The 15,487-nt window shown below is 57.4% G+C and carries 13 protein-coding genes and 1 tRNA gene; 10 read left to right on the forward strand and 4 right to left on the reverse strand.

Going from position 1 to position 15,487, the window contains the following annotated elements; translation table 11 throughout:
- The 5 genes from QP442_RS08170 (at window position 1) to fumC (ending at window position 4,993) form a co-directional block, all read left to right on the forward strand.
- Window positions 1-750 carry a VPDSG-CTERM exosortase interaction domain protein gene (locus QP442_RS08170; RefSeq protein ID WP_285067983.1) on the forward strand — a complete coding sequence of 250 codons (750 nt, stop codon included), beginning with the start codon at window positions 1-3 and terminating at the stop codon, window positions 748-750.
- A gap of 210 nt (window positions 751-960) precedes the next feature.
- Window positions 961-1,719, forward strand: a complete 759-nt coding sequence (locus tag QP442_RS08175; protein ID WP_218840569.1) for a thymidylate synthase — start codon at window positions 961-963, stop codon at window positions 1,717-1,719.
- Entirely contained in the window at window positions 1,716-2,246 is a 531-nt protein-coding gene (locus QP442_RS08180) for a dihydrofolate reductase (RefSeq protein WP_285067982.1), read from the forward strand. Before QP442_RS08175 ends, QP442_RS08180 begins: the two co-directional genes overlap by 4 nt.
- Window positions 2,247-2,311: 65 nt before the next feature.
- On the forward strand, window positions 2,312-3,538 hold the full coding sequence (locus QP442_RS08185) for an MFS transporter (protein WP_285069772.1): 1,227 nt from the start codon (window positions 2,312-2,314) through the stop codon (window positions 3,536-3,538).
- A 48-nt stretch (window positions 3,539-3,586) separates the two neighbouring features.
- Entirely contained in the window at window positions 3,587-4,993 is a 1,407-nt protein-coding gene (gene fumC / locus QP442_RS08190; RefSeq protein WP_103632409.1) for a class II fumarate hydratase, read from the forward strand.
- A 722-nt stretch (window positions 4,994-5,715) separates the two neighbouring features.
- Here fumC and QP442_RS08195 read toward each other — a convergent pair.
- Window positions 5,716-5,907, reverse strand: a complete 192-nt coding sequence (locus tag QP442_RS08195) for a hypothetical protein (protein WP_285069768.1) — start codon at window positions 5,905-5,907, stop codon at window positions 5,716-5,718.
- On the opposite strand from QP442_RS08195, the gene QP442_RS08665 reads away from it, so the two are divergent.
- The 4 genes from QP442_RS08665 to QP442_RS08210 all read left to right on the forward strand — a co-directional run bounded on the left by QP442_RS08665 (window position 5,874) and on the right by QP442_RS08210 (window position 9,901).
- A complete protein-coding gene (locus QP442_RS08665; RefSeq protein ID WP_336619956.1) occupies window positions 5,874-6,062 on the forward strand; it encodes a DIP1984 family protein in 189 nt (62 codons plus the stop codon). The genes QP442_RS08195 and QP442_RS08665 overlap by 34 nt on opposite strands.
- Window positions 6,063-6,442: 380 nt before the next feature.
- A complete protein-coding gene (locus tag QP442_RS08200) occupies window positions 6,443-8,110 on the forward strand; it encodes a ribulokinase (RefSeq protein ID WP_103632408.1) in 1,668 nt (555 codons plus the stop codon).
- A 3-nt stretch (window positions 8,111-8,113) separates the two neighbouring features.
- Entirely contained in the window at window positions 8,114-8,812 is a 699-nt protein-coding gene (locus QP442_RS08205; protein WP_006681633.1) for an L-ribulose-5-phosphate 4-epimerase, read from the forward strand.
- Between the two features lie 27 nt (window positions 8,813-8,839).
- Window positions 8,840-9,901 carry an NAD(P)H-dependent glycerol-3-phosphate dehydrogenase gene (locus tag QP442_RS08210; RefSeq protein ID WP_285069769.1) on the forward strand — a complete coding sequence of 354 codons (1,062 nt, stop codon included), beginning with the start codon at window positions 8,840-8,842 and terminating at the stop codon, window positions 9,899-9,901.
- A gap of 226 nt (window positions 9,902-10,127) precedes the next feature.
- On the opposite strand, the gene QP442_RS08215 is transcribed toward QP442_RS08210, so the two are convergent.
- Together QP442_RS08215 and QP442_RS08220 are read right to left on the reverse strand one after the other, a co-directional pair.
- A tRNA-Met gene (locus QP442_RS08215) sits at window positions 10,128-10,204 on the reverse strand.
- Window positions 10,205-10,325: 121 nt separating this feature from the next.
- Entirely contained in the window at window positions 10,326-13,373 is a 3,048-nt protein-coding gene (locus QP442_RS08220) for a UPF0182 family membrane protein (RefSeq protein ID WP_442953380.1), read from the reverse strand.
- 194 nt (window positions 13,374-13,567) lie between these two features.
- Between QP442_RS08220 and QP442_RS08225 the strand changes: the two genes are divergently transcribed.
- The gene (locus QP442_RS08225; protein ID WP_219585709.1) at window positions 13,568-14,134 is read left to right on the forward strand and encodes a PPA1309 family protein; all 567 of its coding nucleotides are present in this window, start codon (window positions 13,568-13,570) and stop codon (window positions 14,132-14,134) included.
- A gap of 16 nt (window positions 14,135-14,150) precedes the next feature.
- On the opposite strand, the gene QP442_RS08230 is transcribed toward QP442_RS08225, so the two are convergent.
- Window positions 14,151-15,362, reverse strand: coding sequence for a YlbL family protein (locus QP442_RS08230; RefSeq protein WP_285069770.1), 1,212 nt, complete (start codon window positions 15,360-15,362; stop codon window positions 14,151-14,153).
- Between the last annotated feature and the right edge of the window lie 125 nt (window positions 15,363-15,487).

A 15,487-nucleotide genomic window follows, 5' to 3' on the forward strand; every position in this document is an offset into this window, starting at 1 on the left:
ATGTCTGTGCGTCACCGGGCAGTCGATGTGTGGCAGCGCGCGCTTGATGTGCCCTATGCGTCGACTGCCCGTAGTGCGCAAAAACTGCGCGATACTCACCCGGGAGCGACCCCCAGCGAACTGGTTGAGATTGCCAACCAGCGTTTCAAAGCGCGCGTGAAACGTGAGTCTGGGGCTGCCGGGGCTTTCTCAGCGTGGCCCGGAATTGGCACTGCGCTCAGCCTTGGTGCCTCCGGTCTGCAATTCGGCACGTTCCTGACTGAAGCCGCACACCACTGCATGGTCGTCGCGCACCTGTACGGGATTGACGTGAAGGATCCCGCGAAGCGTAACGCGCTGGTATTGGCTGCAATTACGGGGCAAGAAGGGGCTGAAGCAATCACGGCAACCGTCGGTATTCAGGCAGCATCGTGGTTCGCGTCTTCCTTTGTTGGCATTCGTTCTCAGGCAGCGACCCAGTTCAATCAGATGATGGTCAAGTGGGCGAAGCGTAAGCTTGCAAAACACGCTGCACTGTCTTCTGTCGGACGTTTAGTCCCCTTCGGAATCGGCGCGGTCGTCGGATGGAAGGCCGGCGCAGCATTGGCGAATAAGACGATCGAGGGGCTGGAGATTGCGCTGGGAACGCCTCCCGCTGATTTCTCGCACACTCGCATTATTGATGTTTCATTGAATGGCGATGCACAAAAGTCTGATGCTTTCGCTCACCTGGCACTGCCGATGGATGATAAGGCAAGCGTCCTCGACTGACTTCACCATCATTTTTGGCTGATCTCCCCATAGCGTCGTCGCCTGTGCGACAGTACGCACGCGATAATAAGGACAAGCAGCTGGCCTGCGCACTTTCCGTTGCACGTTAAAAGACAGACAATAGGAAGCAACAAGATATGGTGATGACCTTTAAGGAGACAACTGACTGTGACTATTGATCGTCAGTATGAGGATCTGCTTGCGCGGATTATGGAAGAGGGAACTCTCAAAGGGGATCGCACCGGTACAGGCACGCGTTCCCTGTTTGGTGGCCAGCTTCGCTACGACCTGTCCAGGGGATTCCCGCTGATCACGACGAAGCGCGTTCATCTGAAGTCGGTTGTCGGCGAGCTTCTCTGGTTCCTTTCCGGCGATTCGAACGTGCACTGGCTTCAGGAAAACGGCATCCGTATTTGGAACGAATGGGCGGATGAGAACGGCGATCTCGGCCCGGTCTACGGAGTGCAGTGGCGCAAATGGGGCACCGCTCAGGGCCAGACGATCGATCAGATTTCTTCGGTTCTTGAAACGTTGAAGACAAACCCCGATTCCAGGCGCATGATCGTGTCCGCATGGAACGTGGGCGAACTAGAGAAGATGGCGCTGGAACCCTGCCACGCATTCTTCCAGCTCTACGTTGCCGACGGTCGCCTGTCCCTGCAGCTCTACCAGCGCAGCGCCGACATGTTCCTCGGTGTTCCGTTTAATATCGCGTCCTATTCGCTTCTCACTCACATGTTTGCTCAGCAGGCAGGCCTTGAGGTGGGCGAATTCATCTGGACCGGCGGCGACTGTCATATCTACTCCAACCACGTGGAACAGGTGACTGAACAGCTGTCGCGCACCCCTTACGAGTTCCCGACTTTGAAGCTGAATAAGGCTCCGTCAATGTTCGACTACACCTTCGATGACGTGATCGTTGAAGGCTACGAACACCATCCGACGATTAAGGCTCCGGTGGCAGTGTGACAACCGTTGCTTCGATCTGGGCGCAGGACAAGAATGGCGTTCTTGGAACTGGAACGTCAATGGTGTGGCACGTGCCCGCAGACTTCGCACATTTCAAGGCTTCCACGTTGGGATGCCCGATCATCATGGGACGTCGTTCCTTCGAGGCATTGGGCGCTCCCCTGCCGGGACGAACCAACATTGTGATTACGCGTTCACACCTGTACGAGGCCGACGGCATCGACTTGGTGTATTCCATCGAGGCTGCCTTAAAGCACGCGCAGGACAAGGCTGAAGCAGACGAGGCTCCCTACATTTGGATCACCGGTGGAGCACATCTGTATGCCCAGACGACGGATCTGGTAGATGAACTGGTTGTCACCGACCTTGACCTTGATATTGAGGCCTCGAATCCTGATACTCCGCTGGTTCATGCGCCAGCAATTGACCCGACCGTGTGGGCCGTTGACCCTCAGCGCTCCGATTCTGAATGGAACGACAAGTCTGGCGACGCCCGCTGGAAGGTTACGACCTACGTTCGACGCTAGAACCAGAAGAAGAGATTGAAAACGTGGTGGTAGCCTCGTCAACTAAAAAACCCAGAGCCTCGTCGGTGCTTGCCCACCCGACACTGCGCGCGCTACTTGCGATCGCCCTGTTTACGTACACGGCGCAGAACATGATCAACGTGTCGATCGCGCCTCTGGCGAGGGCGATGAGTATTCCGGAATGGATCGTCGGCGCCGCGGTATCGCTGGCAGCAGTTGCGGTTGCGATGCTCAGCCAGTTCTGGGGTCGTCGCTCGATCGCGTGGGGACGCAGGCGAGTTCTGCTGACCGCCCTCTTCCTCGCATTCATTGCGGGCACGTTGTTCTCCGGCGTTGTCGCTCTGCGCGCAGCCGGTATCGCCGGCACGGTTTTGACTGCCTCGATCATTCTGCTGGCACGAGGCCCCTTCTTCGGCTCCGCAGTCGCAGCGATTCCGCCGACCGGACAAGCTCTCATTGCTGAGAACACTCCTGACGAAGCGTCGCGTGTGCGTGGTATGTCAGCGTTCTCTGGAGCAATCAACCTATCGATCATGATCGGCTCCCTGATTTCGTCGGCGCTTGGCACGTGGTGGATTTACGCGCCCGTGCACGCCACGCCGTGGTTCATCGCGATCGCGCTGATCATCGCGCTTGTTGCAGTACCAAAGGATGCGCCTGCCACCAAGGACCCGGACGAGGAGACCCCGGAACCCGTGGTGCTTCCCCCTCGCGTGAAGTGGAATGACTCGCGCATCCTGCCGTGGATTACCGGCATCTTCGGTATTTTCTTTGCCAGTGGCGTCGTTCAGATCACGATGGGCTTCATTGTTCAGGATCGCCTGCATCTTGACCCAGCGCACGCGGTCTCCGTGACGGCATTGATGCTACTGGCGAATGCTGCCGGCGCAATGCTCATGCAGCTCTTGGTCGTCCCACGGCTGTCTCTTCCGCCGGTTATTCTGCTACGCACCGGCATGACCTTGGGCTTTATCGCGCTAGCGACACTGACATTTGCGTCCCACGGACCGACCATCTCAATCGCAACTTTCGCGCTCGGCGCCTCCAGCGGTCTGGCAAGCCCAGGCTTTAGCGCGGGTGCCTCACTGGCGGTCAGTGACGAGGAACAGGGTGGCGTTGCTGGCATCATCAACGCGACCGGCGCCGTCACCTGGATTTTTGCTCCGGTGAGTGCAACTGCACTCTACGGATGGCACCCGATTGTTCCTTTCGTCCTAGCCCTGGCTCTCGTCGCAGTTTCTGTCAGTTTTGCGTGGTTCCACCCGCGTCTTCAGGTAGCACAAACCCATTAGGTTCGCCTAACCTGAAGCAGTACGTTTCTTCAAAGGAGAACAACCCACATGACAACAACGCGCACTGAATCTGACTCAATGGGCACCGTCGAGGTCGCCACCGACCGCTACTGGGGCGCCCAGACCGAGCGTTCCCTGCACAACTTCGACATCGGCCGTAACACTTTCGTGTGGGGCCGTCCCATGGTTCACGCTCTGGGTGTCCTGAAGAAGTCTGCTGCACTAGCCAATGCTGAGCTCGGCGAACTCCCCCAGGAGATCGCTGACCTGATCGCCAAGGCCGGCGACGAAGTCATCGAAGGCAAGCTCGACGATCACTTCCCACTGGTTGTTTTCCAGACCGGTTCTGGTACGCAGTCGAACATGAACTCCAACGAGGTCATCTCCAACCGCGCCATCGAACTCGCCGGTGGCGAGATGGGCACCAAGACCCCCGTTCACCCGAACGATCACGTGAACCGTGGGCAATCCTCGAACGACACCTTCCCCACCGCCATGCACATCGCAGTCGTCTGCGAATTGCAGGCCATGTACCCGCGCGTCATGCAGCTACGCGACACCCTGGCCAAGAAGGCTGAAGACTTCAAAGACATCGTCATGGTCGGTCGCACCCATCTGCAGGACGCCACCCCGATCACCCTTGGTCAGGTCATTTCCGGCTGGGTTGCTCAGATTGATTTCGCCCTCGACGGCATCCGCTACGCAGATTCACGTGCACGCGAGCTCGCCATCGGTGGCACCGCGGTCGGCACCGGCCTGAATGCCCACCCGGCATTCGGCAAGCTCTGCGCCACGAAGATTTCCGAGGAAACCGGCATTGAGTTCAAGCAGGCAGACAACCTGTTCGCAGCCCTTGGCGCACACGACGCACTGGTCCTGGTCTCCGGTGCCCTGCGTGTCCTGGCTGATGCCCTGATGAAGATCGCCAATGACGTCCGTTGGTACGCTTCTGGCCCGCGTAACGGCATCGGCGAACTGATCATTCCCGAGAACGAGCCCGGTTCGTCCATCATGCCCGGCAAGGTCAACCCAACCCAGTGCGAGGCCATGACCATGGTCGCCGTTCAGGTCTTCGGCAATGACGCAACCGTCGGTTTCGCTGGCTCGCAGGGCAACTTCCAGTTGAACGTTTTTAAGCCGGTCATGGCATGGAACGTTCTGGAGTCCATCCGCCTGCTCGGCGATGCGTGCGTTTCCTTCGACACGAACTGCGCATACGGCATCGAACCGAACTACGAGAAGATCCAGCACAACTTGGACATCAACCTCATGCAGGTGACCGCTCTCAACCGCCACATCGGCTACGACAAGGCATCGAAGATTGCGAAGAATGCTCACCACAAGGGCCTGTCGCTGCGCGAGTCCGCCTTGGAGCTCGGCTTTGTCACCGACGCTGAGTTCGATGCCTGGGTTGTTCCGGTTGACATGACGCACCCGAGCGCCGCCGACGAGTGAGCCTAACGCTGATGTCAGACTCTGACCTGCTCGGCCAGAAGTCGACACCAGCGACGTTCAGCCAGTTGGGTGTGGTTCTCGTTTCTGATTGACGAGGCCACGACCGTGGTAGCGAAGGGGTCGGTGGGATTTGATTCCCACCGACCCCTTCGGCCTCTATTGAACAGTTGCTATAGCTTCGTTGCTATAGCTTCGGCAGATTCTTATAGACATCCTGGCGATGACTCGCGCGCACAATATGGATCTCACGCACCTCGTCCTTAAGTGTGCCAAGAATCCGATACGTTCCAACTCGCCAACACCATCCATTATTTGTTCTCTGAAGAGGCTTCCCATCGCCCCACGAGACGACCAGCGTTATAACACCCGAGACATCCAACCCACGCGCGGGGACGAACCACAGAAACGACGGAACAAGACATCTTGACCTCCAAGTAGACGGAGGTCGCCCCGGGTAGCCGATTTTCGGGTACGGCGCACACATGCAGGGTACGCTGTCCCGGTTATTACCGAGACCACACCCTCAGTCACCACCACGACAACGCCCTCATCCTGCGTGCAGTCCTCGGCCCGGACGCCACGACTCCCGACCCCAGTGAAAGGTAGGGAATAACCTAGGGAATCGGGCTTATAGGACAAATTGTGTTGATGGGTTAGTTCGGGGTGGAGTTCCATGGGGTGGTGTGGTGGAGTTCTGCCCAGACGATCTCGTCGCTCTCTCCTTAAGTGGCATCAACTTTTGCCTGAGCTTCTTTAACTGCCTGTTCTGCTTTGCCCTGGGCCTCGGCCGCTTCTTTGCTTGCCGTAGTTGCCCTCTGCACTGCTTCGTCAGCCTGAACTTTGGCGGCATTAGCCGAAATCAAATCCTGCTGGGCGGCTTTTGCGTCTGCTCGCCGAGACGGCCGATGCGGCAAGCACCCGTCAAGACGTCTATTCGCGCTCCGAGGTGCGTTACGCCTCTTCCGTGGACGTGCCCAAGCTACGCGCCCAGGCCGAGGAGGCGGCCAAGAAATACCGCCTTCTGGATACGAAAATCCAGCAGCTGAACTGGCTGACCGAACTTAACTAAAAAGACTCGTTGGTAGTCTCGCGATTTTGGCGAGCGTCACCGTGGCCGACGGTTTCGGCCACATGGCAGTCCGACATAAGCCAGGACTAGGGCGTTCATGCCGCCCCAAATCACTCAGGGCTTATGCGCGGCGCACAAGAGCACTACGCGAGAGCCTGGCATGGCTCACTGATTTACTACCGGACGCTGAAAAATCGCGAGGCGAGGGTGGGGTCGGGGATCTGTCTTTTAACTTTTAGATTGAAGACCAAGCTATGGTGAAAGCAGTTTCGTGTAAAGTTGCAAAGTATCAGTGATTCAGTTCAAGGAGGGGCTGGGTCATCGCTTTGTTAACTAGCAAAAACTCCTCGTATTGAGGAACCGAGTACGGAAAAGCGAAGATGCCAGAAACTAAGTATCTAGTCGGTATTGACTTTGGAACACTATCTGGGCGTGCTGTTGTGGTTCGCGCAGACAATGGTGAAATGCTTGGCACTGCTGTTGCCGAGTACCCGCACGGCGTCATGGACGAGACGCTGGATAGTGCTGATGGTCAGGCGCTGCCACCTGGCTACGCGTTGCAGGATCCGGGCGATTATGAGTACGTTCTTCGCCGTGTAGTTATTGGAGCCGTCAAGGACGCCGGAATCGATCCCACTCGTGTGGTCGGAATTGGCGTGGACTGCACGTCGGCAACCATCTTGGTAACGGATAAATACGGCGTGCCGCTTTGCAAGAAGCCCAAGTATGCGAATAATCCGCATTCTTGGATCAAGCTGTGGAAGCATCACGGTGCGCAGGAACAGGCAGACCGTCTGGTTGCCGTTGCTAAGGAGCGTAACGAGCCTTGGCTGGCCCGTTACGGTGGAGTCCTTTCTTCCGAGCTGCTGCTGCCGAAGGTTCTGGAGACCTACGAGAAGGCCCGCGATGTTTACGACGGAGCTTCTTACTTCGTCAACTTGATGGACTGGCTGACCTGGAAGCTGACAGGAAAATTGACTTACGCGGCTGGCGACTCAGGCTACAAGCGCATGTACCAGGATGGCCATTACCCTTCGCAGGAATACCTGGAATCGGTTTCTAAGGGCTTCGGTACTGTTTTCGAGGACAAGATGTCTGGCCCGATCCTGCCGCTGGGAGCCAAAGTTGGTGGTTTGCATAGCGAACCTGCAGCAATTCTGGGACTGCCTGAAGGAATTGCAGTCGCTTCTGGCAATATTGACGCGCACGTTGTTGTTGCTGGTGCTAACGCCGTCAAGCCTGGTCAGTTGACCGCCATCATGGGCACCTCCAGCTGCTACGTAGTTAACGATAAGGAGCTACACGAGGTTCCTGGCGTCTTCGGAATTGTCGACGGCGGTGCTGTCGATGGTGCTTGGGGTTACGAGGCAGGCCAGACGGCAGTTGGCGACATTTTCGCGTGGTACACCGAGAACTGCATCCCTGTAAGGTACGAGGATCTCGCCAAGGAGAAGGGCGTTTCCGTCCACGAGCTGCTCGGCGAACTAGCCATGCAGCAGAAGATTGGCGAACACGGTCTAATCGCGCTGGATTGGCATAACGGCAACCGTTCAATTCTTTCTGACTCGCGCCTTTCGGGCACGATCATGGGCTTGACCCTAGTTACAAAACCAGAAGAGATCTACCGAGCACTACTCGAATCGACCTGCTTCGGTGCGCGCGTGATTATCGAAAACTTTGAGCAGTACGGCGTCAAGATCGACGAGATTGTTGCCGCAGGTGGTCTGCTGAAGAACGAGTTCTACATGCAGATGCTCGCGGACATCACCCGCAAGCCAATCACGATTTCGACGGCTCCGCAGACTGGCTCCTTGGGTGCTTGCGTCTTCGCTGCCACTGCCGCCGGTATCTACCCATCGGTATTCGAAGCTGCTGAGGCAATGTCCCAGACCGAGCAGTACAAGTACAAGCCGAACGAGCCCAGCTCCAAGGAGTACGACGTGGTCTTCAGCTTCTACAAGGAACTGCACGATCACTTCGGGCGTGGCGAGACCGACATCATGGCAAGGATGAAAGCATTCCAGAGCGAGCAGAAGGAAAAGAAGTAGTAAATGCACATTTCTGATTTTTCGTCTGATATCCGCGACCGCATTCAGTGGACTCGCGAGAAGGTGGCAAAGCTACACGCCGAACTGCCGGCAAACCAGTTGGTTGTATGGACGGCGGGCAATGTCTCCGAGCGCGTTGAGGGCGAGGACCTGTTCGTCATCAAGCCTTCGGGTGTCCGCTACGACGAGCTAGAGCCCGGCAAGATGGTGGTCTGCGACCTTGACGGCAACAAGATCGACGACGACACCTCGAAGGGTCTGAACCCGTCGTCGGACACTGCCGCTCACGCATATGTCTACCGCCACATGAGCGAGGTGGGCGGGGTTGTACACACGCACTCGCCGTACGCCACCGCTTTTTCTGCCGTGCGCAAGCCCATCTCGTGCGTGCTGACCATGATCGCCGACGAGTTCGGCGGTGAGATCCCTGTTGGGCCGTTCGCGATCATCGGTGACGACTCGATTGGCAGGGGAATCGTCGAGACGCTCAAGTCTTCGCGTTCCCCAGCCGTGCTGATGGCAAACCACGGCCCCTTCACTGTGGGCCAGGACGCAACCGCAGCCGTGAAGGCGGCGGTGATGGTGGAGGAGGTCGCCAAGACCGTGGCGATCGCTAATTCCTTGGGCGGGGCGGTGCCGGTTGAGTCCGATGCCATCGACAAGCTCTGGGAGCGCTACCAAAACGTCTACGGCCAGAACTAAAGCTTCAATCAATAGGAAGGATTTGTTATGGCAACGATGGTTGTTTTGGGTAGTGGAATTATGGCCACCGCTCTATCGTTCCCGGTCACTGAGAACGGCCACGAGGTTCGCCTTGTCGGCACGCATCTTGACCGCGAGATCATCGATTCAATCCAGAAGACCGGGGTGCACCCGAATCTTGGCCTGAAGGTCAACGAGAACATCAAGGCTTACCAGCTTGAGGACGTCGCCGAGGCATTCGAGGGTGCCGACGTCGTCATGTGTGGCGTTAACTCGTTTGGTATCGAGTGGATCGCCGAGCAGTTCAAGACCCTGCTGAAGCCGGGTCAGAAGCTGCTTTGCGTGACTAAGGGCATGCGCGCAGACGAGGACGGCACCTTGCATCTGCTGCCAACCATTATCCAGAACGCGCTACCCAAGGAACTTGTAGATCAGGTTTCTTGGAACGCGATTGTTGGCCCGTCGATTGCTGGCGAGGTTGCCGTTCATCACGACACTTGCGTCGTGTTCTGTGGCCACGATCAGGACGATCTGGATTATCTGGCTGACATGTTCCGTACGGATTACTACCACGTGTGGACGTCTCTGGATTTCGTCGGCCACGAGACCGGCGCTGCAACCAAGAACATCTACGCGTTCGCTGCCGGCTTCGCCAAGGGCATGCTTGAGGCGGCAGGCAAGGAGAACGACAAGTACGTCATGTACAACTACTCCTCGGCGGTGTTTGCCCAGGGCGCTAAGGAGCTGATCCACTTCATCAAGCTGATGGGCGGCGATCCGAATACAGGCATCGGTCTGGGTGGCGTTGGCGACATGTTCGTCACCTCCATGGGCGGACGCAACGTGAAGGCCGGCACTTTCGTCGGCCAGGGCGTGCCGTTCTCTGAGGTGCGTAGCGTCCACATGAAGGGCGTGACGCTGGAGGGCGTTGCCGCCATTTCGGTGGTTGGTAAGGCACTGCGTGCGCTGACAAAGCGTGGTGTGATCAAGGAAGAGGACTTCCCGCTCTGCCGCTTCCTCTACTCGGTTGTTGAAGAGGATCATCCACTGGAAATGCCATGGGATAAGTTCTTTGCGAACCTCACGTGAGTTAAGCTCTAGTCAATAAAAGGCTGCCCCGCCAAACTGGAGGGCAACCTTTGTCTGTCTAGCGCCATTCGAGCAGAAAATCGATGATGTTCTTGTGCGCTATTCCGTCCCCGCTCATATCAGGCTTATAAGCCAAAAGGTAGGGAATAACCTAGGGAATCGGCCTCATCGAGACAAAACAAAGCCCGGCATCTCAGCGACTTTTCGTTGAGATACCGGGCTTTTCTGGTAGCGGGGGCCAGATTTGAACTGACGACCTCCGGGTTATGAGCCCGGCGAGCTACCGAACTGCTCCACCCCGCGTCGGTAGTTACTACCCTAGCGCGCTCGCGACAGAGCTTCAAACGGAGGGCGGTGAGCTTCGTCTCGTAGAAGCTCACCGCCCGGGTTTCGTCAAGGATAGGGCTGAGTACGCGGGGAAGGATCAGCCGTTTGACTGCGTTGCGTCAGCGCCCGGAGAGCCGAGGGTCGAACCGGATTGTGGCGTATCGGTGGAGCCGGATGTGACGCCAGTGGACTGTCCAAGCTCTTCTTGTGCGGCAAGGGCTCGCGCCAATGCGTCATTGAGCTTCTTCTGGGATTCGCCGTACGCGCTCCAATCTCCGCTACTCAACGCTGTTTGGCCGGCTTGCATGGCCGCTGAGGCGTCGGTCAGTGCTTGATTCAAGCGCTGTTGAGCAGTTTGGGTGACGGTGTTTGAAGTATCGTCACCTTCTGCGGTTTCTCCACCTGCGTTGTTCGCGACTGTCGCGGCCGAGTCACCGCCGAAGGTCTGATCCAAGGATTCTTCTAGAGTCGGCGCGAAACCGACCTGATTACCGAAGGCAGTCAGGACTGAACGCAGAACCGGGTAGGACGCTGAGCCGGTGCCCTGGACGTAGACAGGCTGGACGTAAAGCAGACCGCCACCAACGGGCAGAGTCAAGAGGTTGCCTCGAATAACCTGCGAATCCGCTTGATTCAACAAGTTGAGCTGGCGCGCGATAGTCTCATTCGAGTCGTATGCGTTCTGCACCTGGCCGGGGCCGGGCACGGTAGTCGATGACGGCAAGGCTAGCAACCGGAGTTTTCCGTACCCATCGCGGATCTTTCCGGCCTCGTTCCCTGTCTCTGAATCGACGGCGAGGAAGCCTGCCATTGCTTCACGTTTGGATTCACCACCGGGAACAAACACGGAGGTCAGTGAGAACTCCGCGGTTTCCTGGGTCGGCATCTGCATTGTCAGGTAGTAGGCAGGCTGAGCCGTCACTCCAGACGAGACTCCGCCCGACTGCGATGCGTTCGAGGATGCGGACACTGCGGTTGATGTTTCTTCGGCGAGGCGCCAACGGTCACCACCGGCGTAAAAGTCGGATGCATTGGTGACGTGGTAGCTGGTAAGAAGCTCACGCTGGACCTTAAACATGTCCTCCGGGTAGCGCATGTGACTCATCAAGTCACCGCTGATTCCACTCAGGGGTTCGACACGATCCGGGTAGATCTTCATCCACGTCGAGAGGATCGGGTCTTCCTGATCCCACTGGTAGAGGTGAACGGACCCGTCGTATGCGTCAACGACGGCCTTCACTGAGTTGCGCATGTAGTTAATCGTCTCCGCGCGTACATATTCGCCGACTTGCGAGGATCGGGAGTCAACGGTTGAGCTGGACAGGGACTGGTGTTGCGAGTAGGGGTAGGAGTCTGTTGTCGTGTAGGCATCAACAATCCACACCAGGCGCTTCTCGGTTGACGGGTCCCCATCCATGTCGACGACAGCCGGGTAGGCTTCCTGTTCCAAAGTCAGGAACGGGGCGACCTTTGCGACGCGGTCCAACGGATCACGGTTGTAGAGGATCTGCGAAGCAGAGTTGGTCTGAGACGAGAAGAAGATGTCGGTGGAACCAAACTTGATCGAGTAGAGGAGCTTGTTCCAAACGTTGCCGACGCTTGGGCCACCGTCGCCAGTGAAGGTTGTGGCAACCTGACCGCCTTGGACGTTGTCATCCGGGTAGTCGAGTTCTTGCGGATCGCTACCTTCCGGAGCACCGACGATCGAGTAATAGGGGGCGTTCGGGGAGAAGTAAACGCGTTCTTCGTAGTCCCCCATTTCGCCGACTGAGGGCACCGACTGCTCCCAGTATGAGGGCAGGCCATCAGAGTTCAGCGAATTACCGTAGGCGGCGACAACACCGTAGCCGTGCGTATATACGGTGTGTGTATTCACCCAGGTCTGTTGTTCCGCAGACAAACCGGCGAGGTTCATTTCGCGCACTGCAATGACCGTGTCTCGACGCTCATCACCGACCGTGTAACGGTCCACGGACATTCCCGAATCGAAACCATAGTAGGGACGCGACTGTTGCAGTTGCTGGACGGTCTTCGTGATCACCTGCGGGTCAAGCAGACGAATCTGCGACGTTGATTCAGAGTCTTCGCGCAACTGTCCGGGCTGAGCGCTGGTTGCGGCGTCGTAGTTGGTGTATTCCAGATCATCGAGGCCGTATGCTGCGAGGGTGGCATCAATGTTGTGCTGAATGTATTCAGATTCTAGGGCTCGTTCGTTCGGGGTGACGCGGAACTGCTGGATGAGCGCGGGGTACGCGCCACCGATGATGACAGCAGAAATCACGGTCACGGCGACACCGATCGTGGGCAGACGCCAGGAGCCCCTGAACGCTGCGACAAGGAAAAGCAGAGCTATCAGGAACGAGATAACGGCCAGGATCGAATGAGCTGGAAGCGTTGCGTGGATATCGGAGTAGAGGGCGCCATCAATATTGGCGCCGTCTTGAGTGAGCAGGTCATAGCGGCCGAGCCAATAGTTCGCTCCGATGAAGAAGGAAACCAGTGCAGCGAAGACGCCCGTCTGTAGACGAGCGGGCTTTGACGCGTGAGGACGCGGAAGCAGGCGAACGGTGCCGTACACGTAGGAGACAACGAATGCTGCAATCAAGCAGAGGATCGAGATTTTCAGCAGGAATCCGACGACTAGTTTCAGCATCGGCATTGTGAAGACGAAGAAGGCGATATCGAAACCAAACTGAGGATCCGTCTTCCCGAAGGGCGTCTGATTCACGAATTGCAGAACCGTCTGCCAATCATTCGCGAGATTGGCACCGTTCGTGAAACCGAGGAACAGTGCGACCACCCAGAACGCGATACGACGAACCGGGTCCAGTGCCTTCTGGTATTCGCGAAGAGTTGCGGACGCTTGACCTCGCGTGGAGGCTTCGCGATGCTTATACGCATAGTTGAGCGACCAGAGAATCAGGCCGGTCACGACAAGGAAACCAATGACGAAGAGGCCGGCGTGAGCAATCCATTGGGTCAGCACGATACGCACTGAATGCATCTGGCGGAACCAGAGGATCTCGGTCCATACGACTGAGGCCGCATAGATGATCGCGCCAATTCCAACCAGAATCAGCAGCGTCAGAGTCATTGGGCCCAAACGCGGACGGTCAGTGTTGTTCCCTCCCCTCTGTGGCTTCATTGACTGAGGTTCGGGCATGGGAAAGGCGCTCACAGCGTCACTCCTCTACGTTGATTATCGTGCCCTCATCCTACCCGCGGTGCGCGTGAGAGTGCGCGACGAGGCTCCTGTTGGAACGCTAGCCTTGACTGGCATTCATCAGAACTCACAATTCGGTGACACCTTTGCGTGCTCGACGTGAGAACATACATTCCATGACTATCGAAGAACCTCAGATGCCGAGCGCGCGTCAGATTGCACTTGCGAATGTTGTTGTCGACATTGAACGTAGCGCTGCACGAATCGGTTGGGATCATGCCCCCTCGCTCTATGCGCTTGTCCACACGTCCCAGCTTCTTGCCCAGCCGGACTTGCCCGAGGATATTGCTCAGCAGATCCGCAAGGGGTGGGATGGGAGCGAAGAACACCTGTCTGCCGTGATTCAGGAAGATCTTCGGGAAGACGACCTCGAAGAGGTGCTCGGACATCTTGGCTGGCCAGAGCAGGTTGCTGGTGCTGCGATTACGGTTGAGCGTCTTGTCGTACCCCCGGAGGTTGAAGATCAGGCTCCCGAAGATCCCGAAGAAGCCATCCAGTTCATTTCGAACCACCCGTCACGCGCGGATGTTCGTCTTGCTGTTGGCGCGCTTCGCACCGGCGAATCCTGGTGTGCTCTGCGCACGAAAGCATTCGACTCCGACGACAAGGTTGGTCAGGGAACAAACCTTATTCCGAACCTCGTCGATGCTCTTCTCGCATCACTCGAACCGGACGTCGGCTGACGGCCATTTCCGAACATCACTCGCAGGTCGGCAGGGTATCCCCCTGGCCGGCCGCGATTGTTTCTACGGCACTTCTGGCTTCTGACAGGGTCGAGACAGAGACGACACTGAGGCCTTCGGGGACGTTTCCGACAACTTCATCGCAGTTCGAAGAGGGGGCAAGGAACCACGAAGCCCCGTCGCGCTTGGCTCCCCACATCTTCTGCACGATGCCACCGATCGCACCCACTTCACCGTCGTAGGACACAGTCCCTGTTCCGGCAATGCTCTCAGTTCCTGCGAGGGCACCAGGGGTCATGCGGTCGATAATTCCAAGCGCAAACATCATGCCTGCGCTGGGACCGCCCACGTCTTTCAGATTGAACTGAATATCAAGCGGAAACGTGGCTTCAACAGACAGGTAAACGCCTAGGCGGGAGCCTTGCTGTCCTTCGGGAGCGGCCACCGTCGTGATCGGAATATCGACCTGTTCCCCGTTGCGTTCAACGGTCAATGTCAGTGTTGTGCCAGCGGGGATAGTCTTGACCAGCGCAAAAACAGTTGAGGCTCGATCAATCGGATGGACGACTCCTTGGGCATCAGTGAGTGACACAAGCAAGTCGCCCGATTGAACGCTACCCTCTGCGTTTGTTCCTTTGACCGCTTGGACGACACGCACTGATGCGGGCACGTCCCAGCCAAGCGATTCCAGAGCCGCAACTTCCGCGGTCGACTGCGAATTCGACATCATCGCTGATTGGGCTTGGTCAACCTCTTCTTGGCTGACATCTGAGGGATATGCCTCGTCGTAGGGAACAAGGACGGACTTTGAATCGAAGTAGCCCATGATCAGCTCAGCAAGATTCAAACGGGCGCTCGGCCCACCTCGTTGAGACACTGTCACCATCCGAAGCTGTCCGACACCGTCCTCACTTTCCGTCGAAGGTTCAACAGCGACGGACTGTCCCGAATCAGGGTCGGTGCCGGAGATTGTGATCAGGTCGGTGCCTCGATATGACCCAACGACGTTGAACGTCGGTCCCGGCGATTCCAGTACATACGGCATTGGTAGAGCGAATAGTGTGACTCCTAGAATCACGCCACCGGCGATCGCGGCGATGGTGGGACGACTCGGCATCCATTTCTTTACCCGCTGGCTGGGGGTGTCGGCCGTGTTTTCTGACCGCACCGTGGCGTCTTCAAGCTCGCCGGTTAGGAGGCTGTGATCCTGCTGTTCATCAATACTCACCGGATCATTGTCGCCCATGGTTTGCCCCGAGGGCACGCTGGGATGCCTATTTCAGTGTTTTCCAATTCCTCTTTCAGCGCACGCCCATGGTTCATCGCGCGATTCTACAGGTGGCGCGGGTAGGC

It is taken from the genome of Pauljensenia sp. UMB1177 (assembly GCF_030217965.1).
Classification (GTDB): Bacteria; Actinomycetota; Actinomycetes; order Actinomycetales; family Actinomycetaceae; genus Pauljensenia; species Pauljensenia turicensis_A.

Excerpts from the sequence above, each read along its gene's own strand:
- QP442_RS08225 (WP_219585709.1), top strand. The coding sequence starts at position 13,568 with ATGACTATCGAAGAACCTCAGATGCCGAGCGCGCGTCAGATTGCACTT.
- fumC (WP_103632409.1), top strand. The coding sequence starts at position 3,587 with ATGACAACAACGCGCACTGAATCTGACTCAATGGGCACCGTCGAGGTC.
- QP442_RS08205 (WP_006681633.1), top strand. The coding sequence starts at position 8,114 with ATGCACATTTCTGATTTTTCGTCTGATATCCGCGACCGCATTCAGTGG.
- QP442_RS08220 (WP_442953380.1), bottom strand. The coding sequence starts at position 13,373 with ATGAAGCCACAGAGGGGAGGGAACAACACTGACCGTCCGCGTTTGGGC.
- QP442_RS08200 (WP_103632408.1), top strand. The coding sequence starts at position 6,443 with ATGCCAGAAACTAAGTATCTAGTCGGTATTGACTTTGGAACACTATCT.
- QP442_RS08175 (WP_218840569.1), top strand. The coding sequence starts at position 961 with ATGGAAGAGGGAACTCTCAAAGGGGATCGCACCGGTACAGGCACGCGT.
- QP442_RS08210 (WP_285069769.1), top strand. The coding sequence starts at position 8,840 with ATGGCAACGATGGTTGTTTTGGGTAGTGGAATTATGGCCACCGCTCTA.
- QP442_RS08170 (WP_285067983.1), top strand. The coding sequence starts at position 1 with ATGTCTGTGCGTCACCGGGCAGTCGATGTGTGGCAGCGCGCGCTTGAT.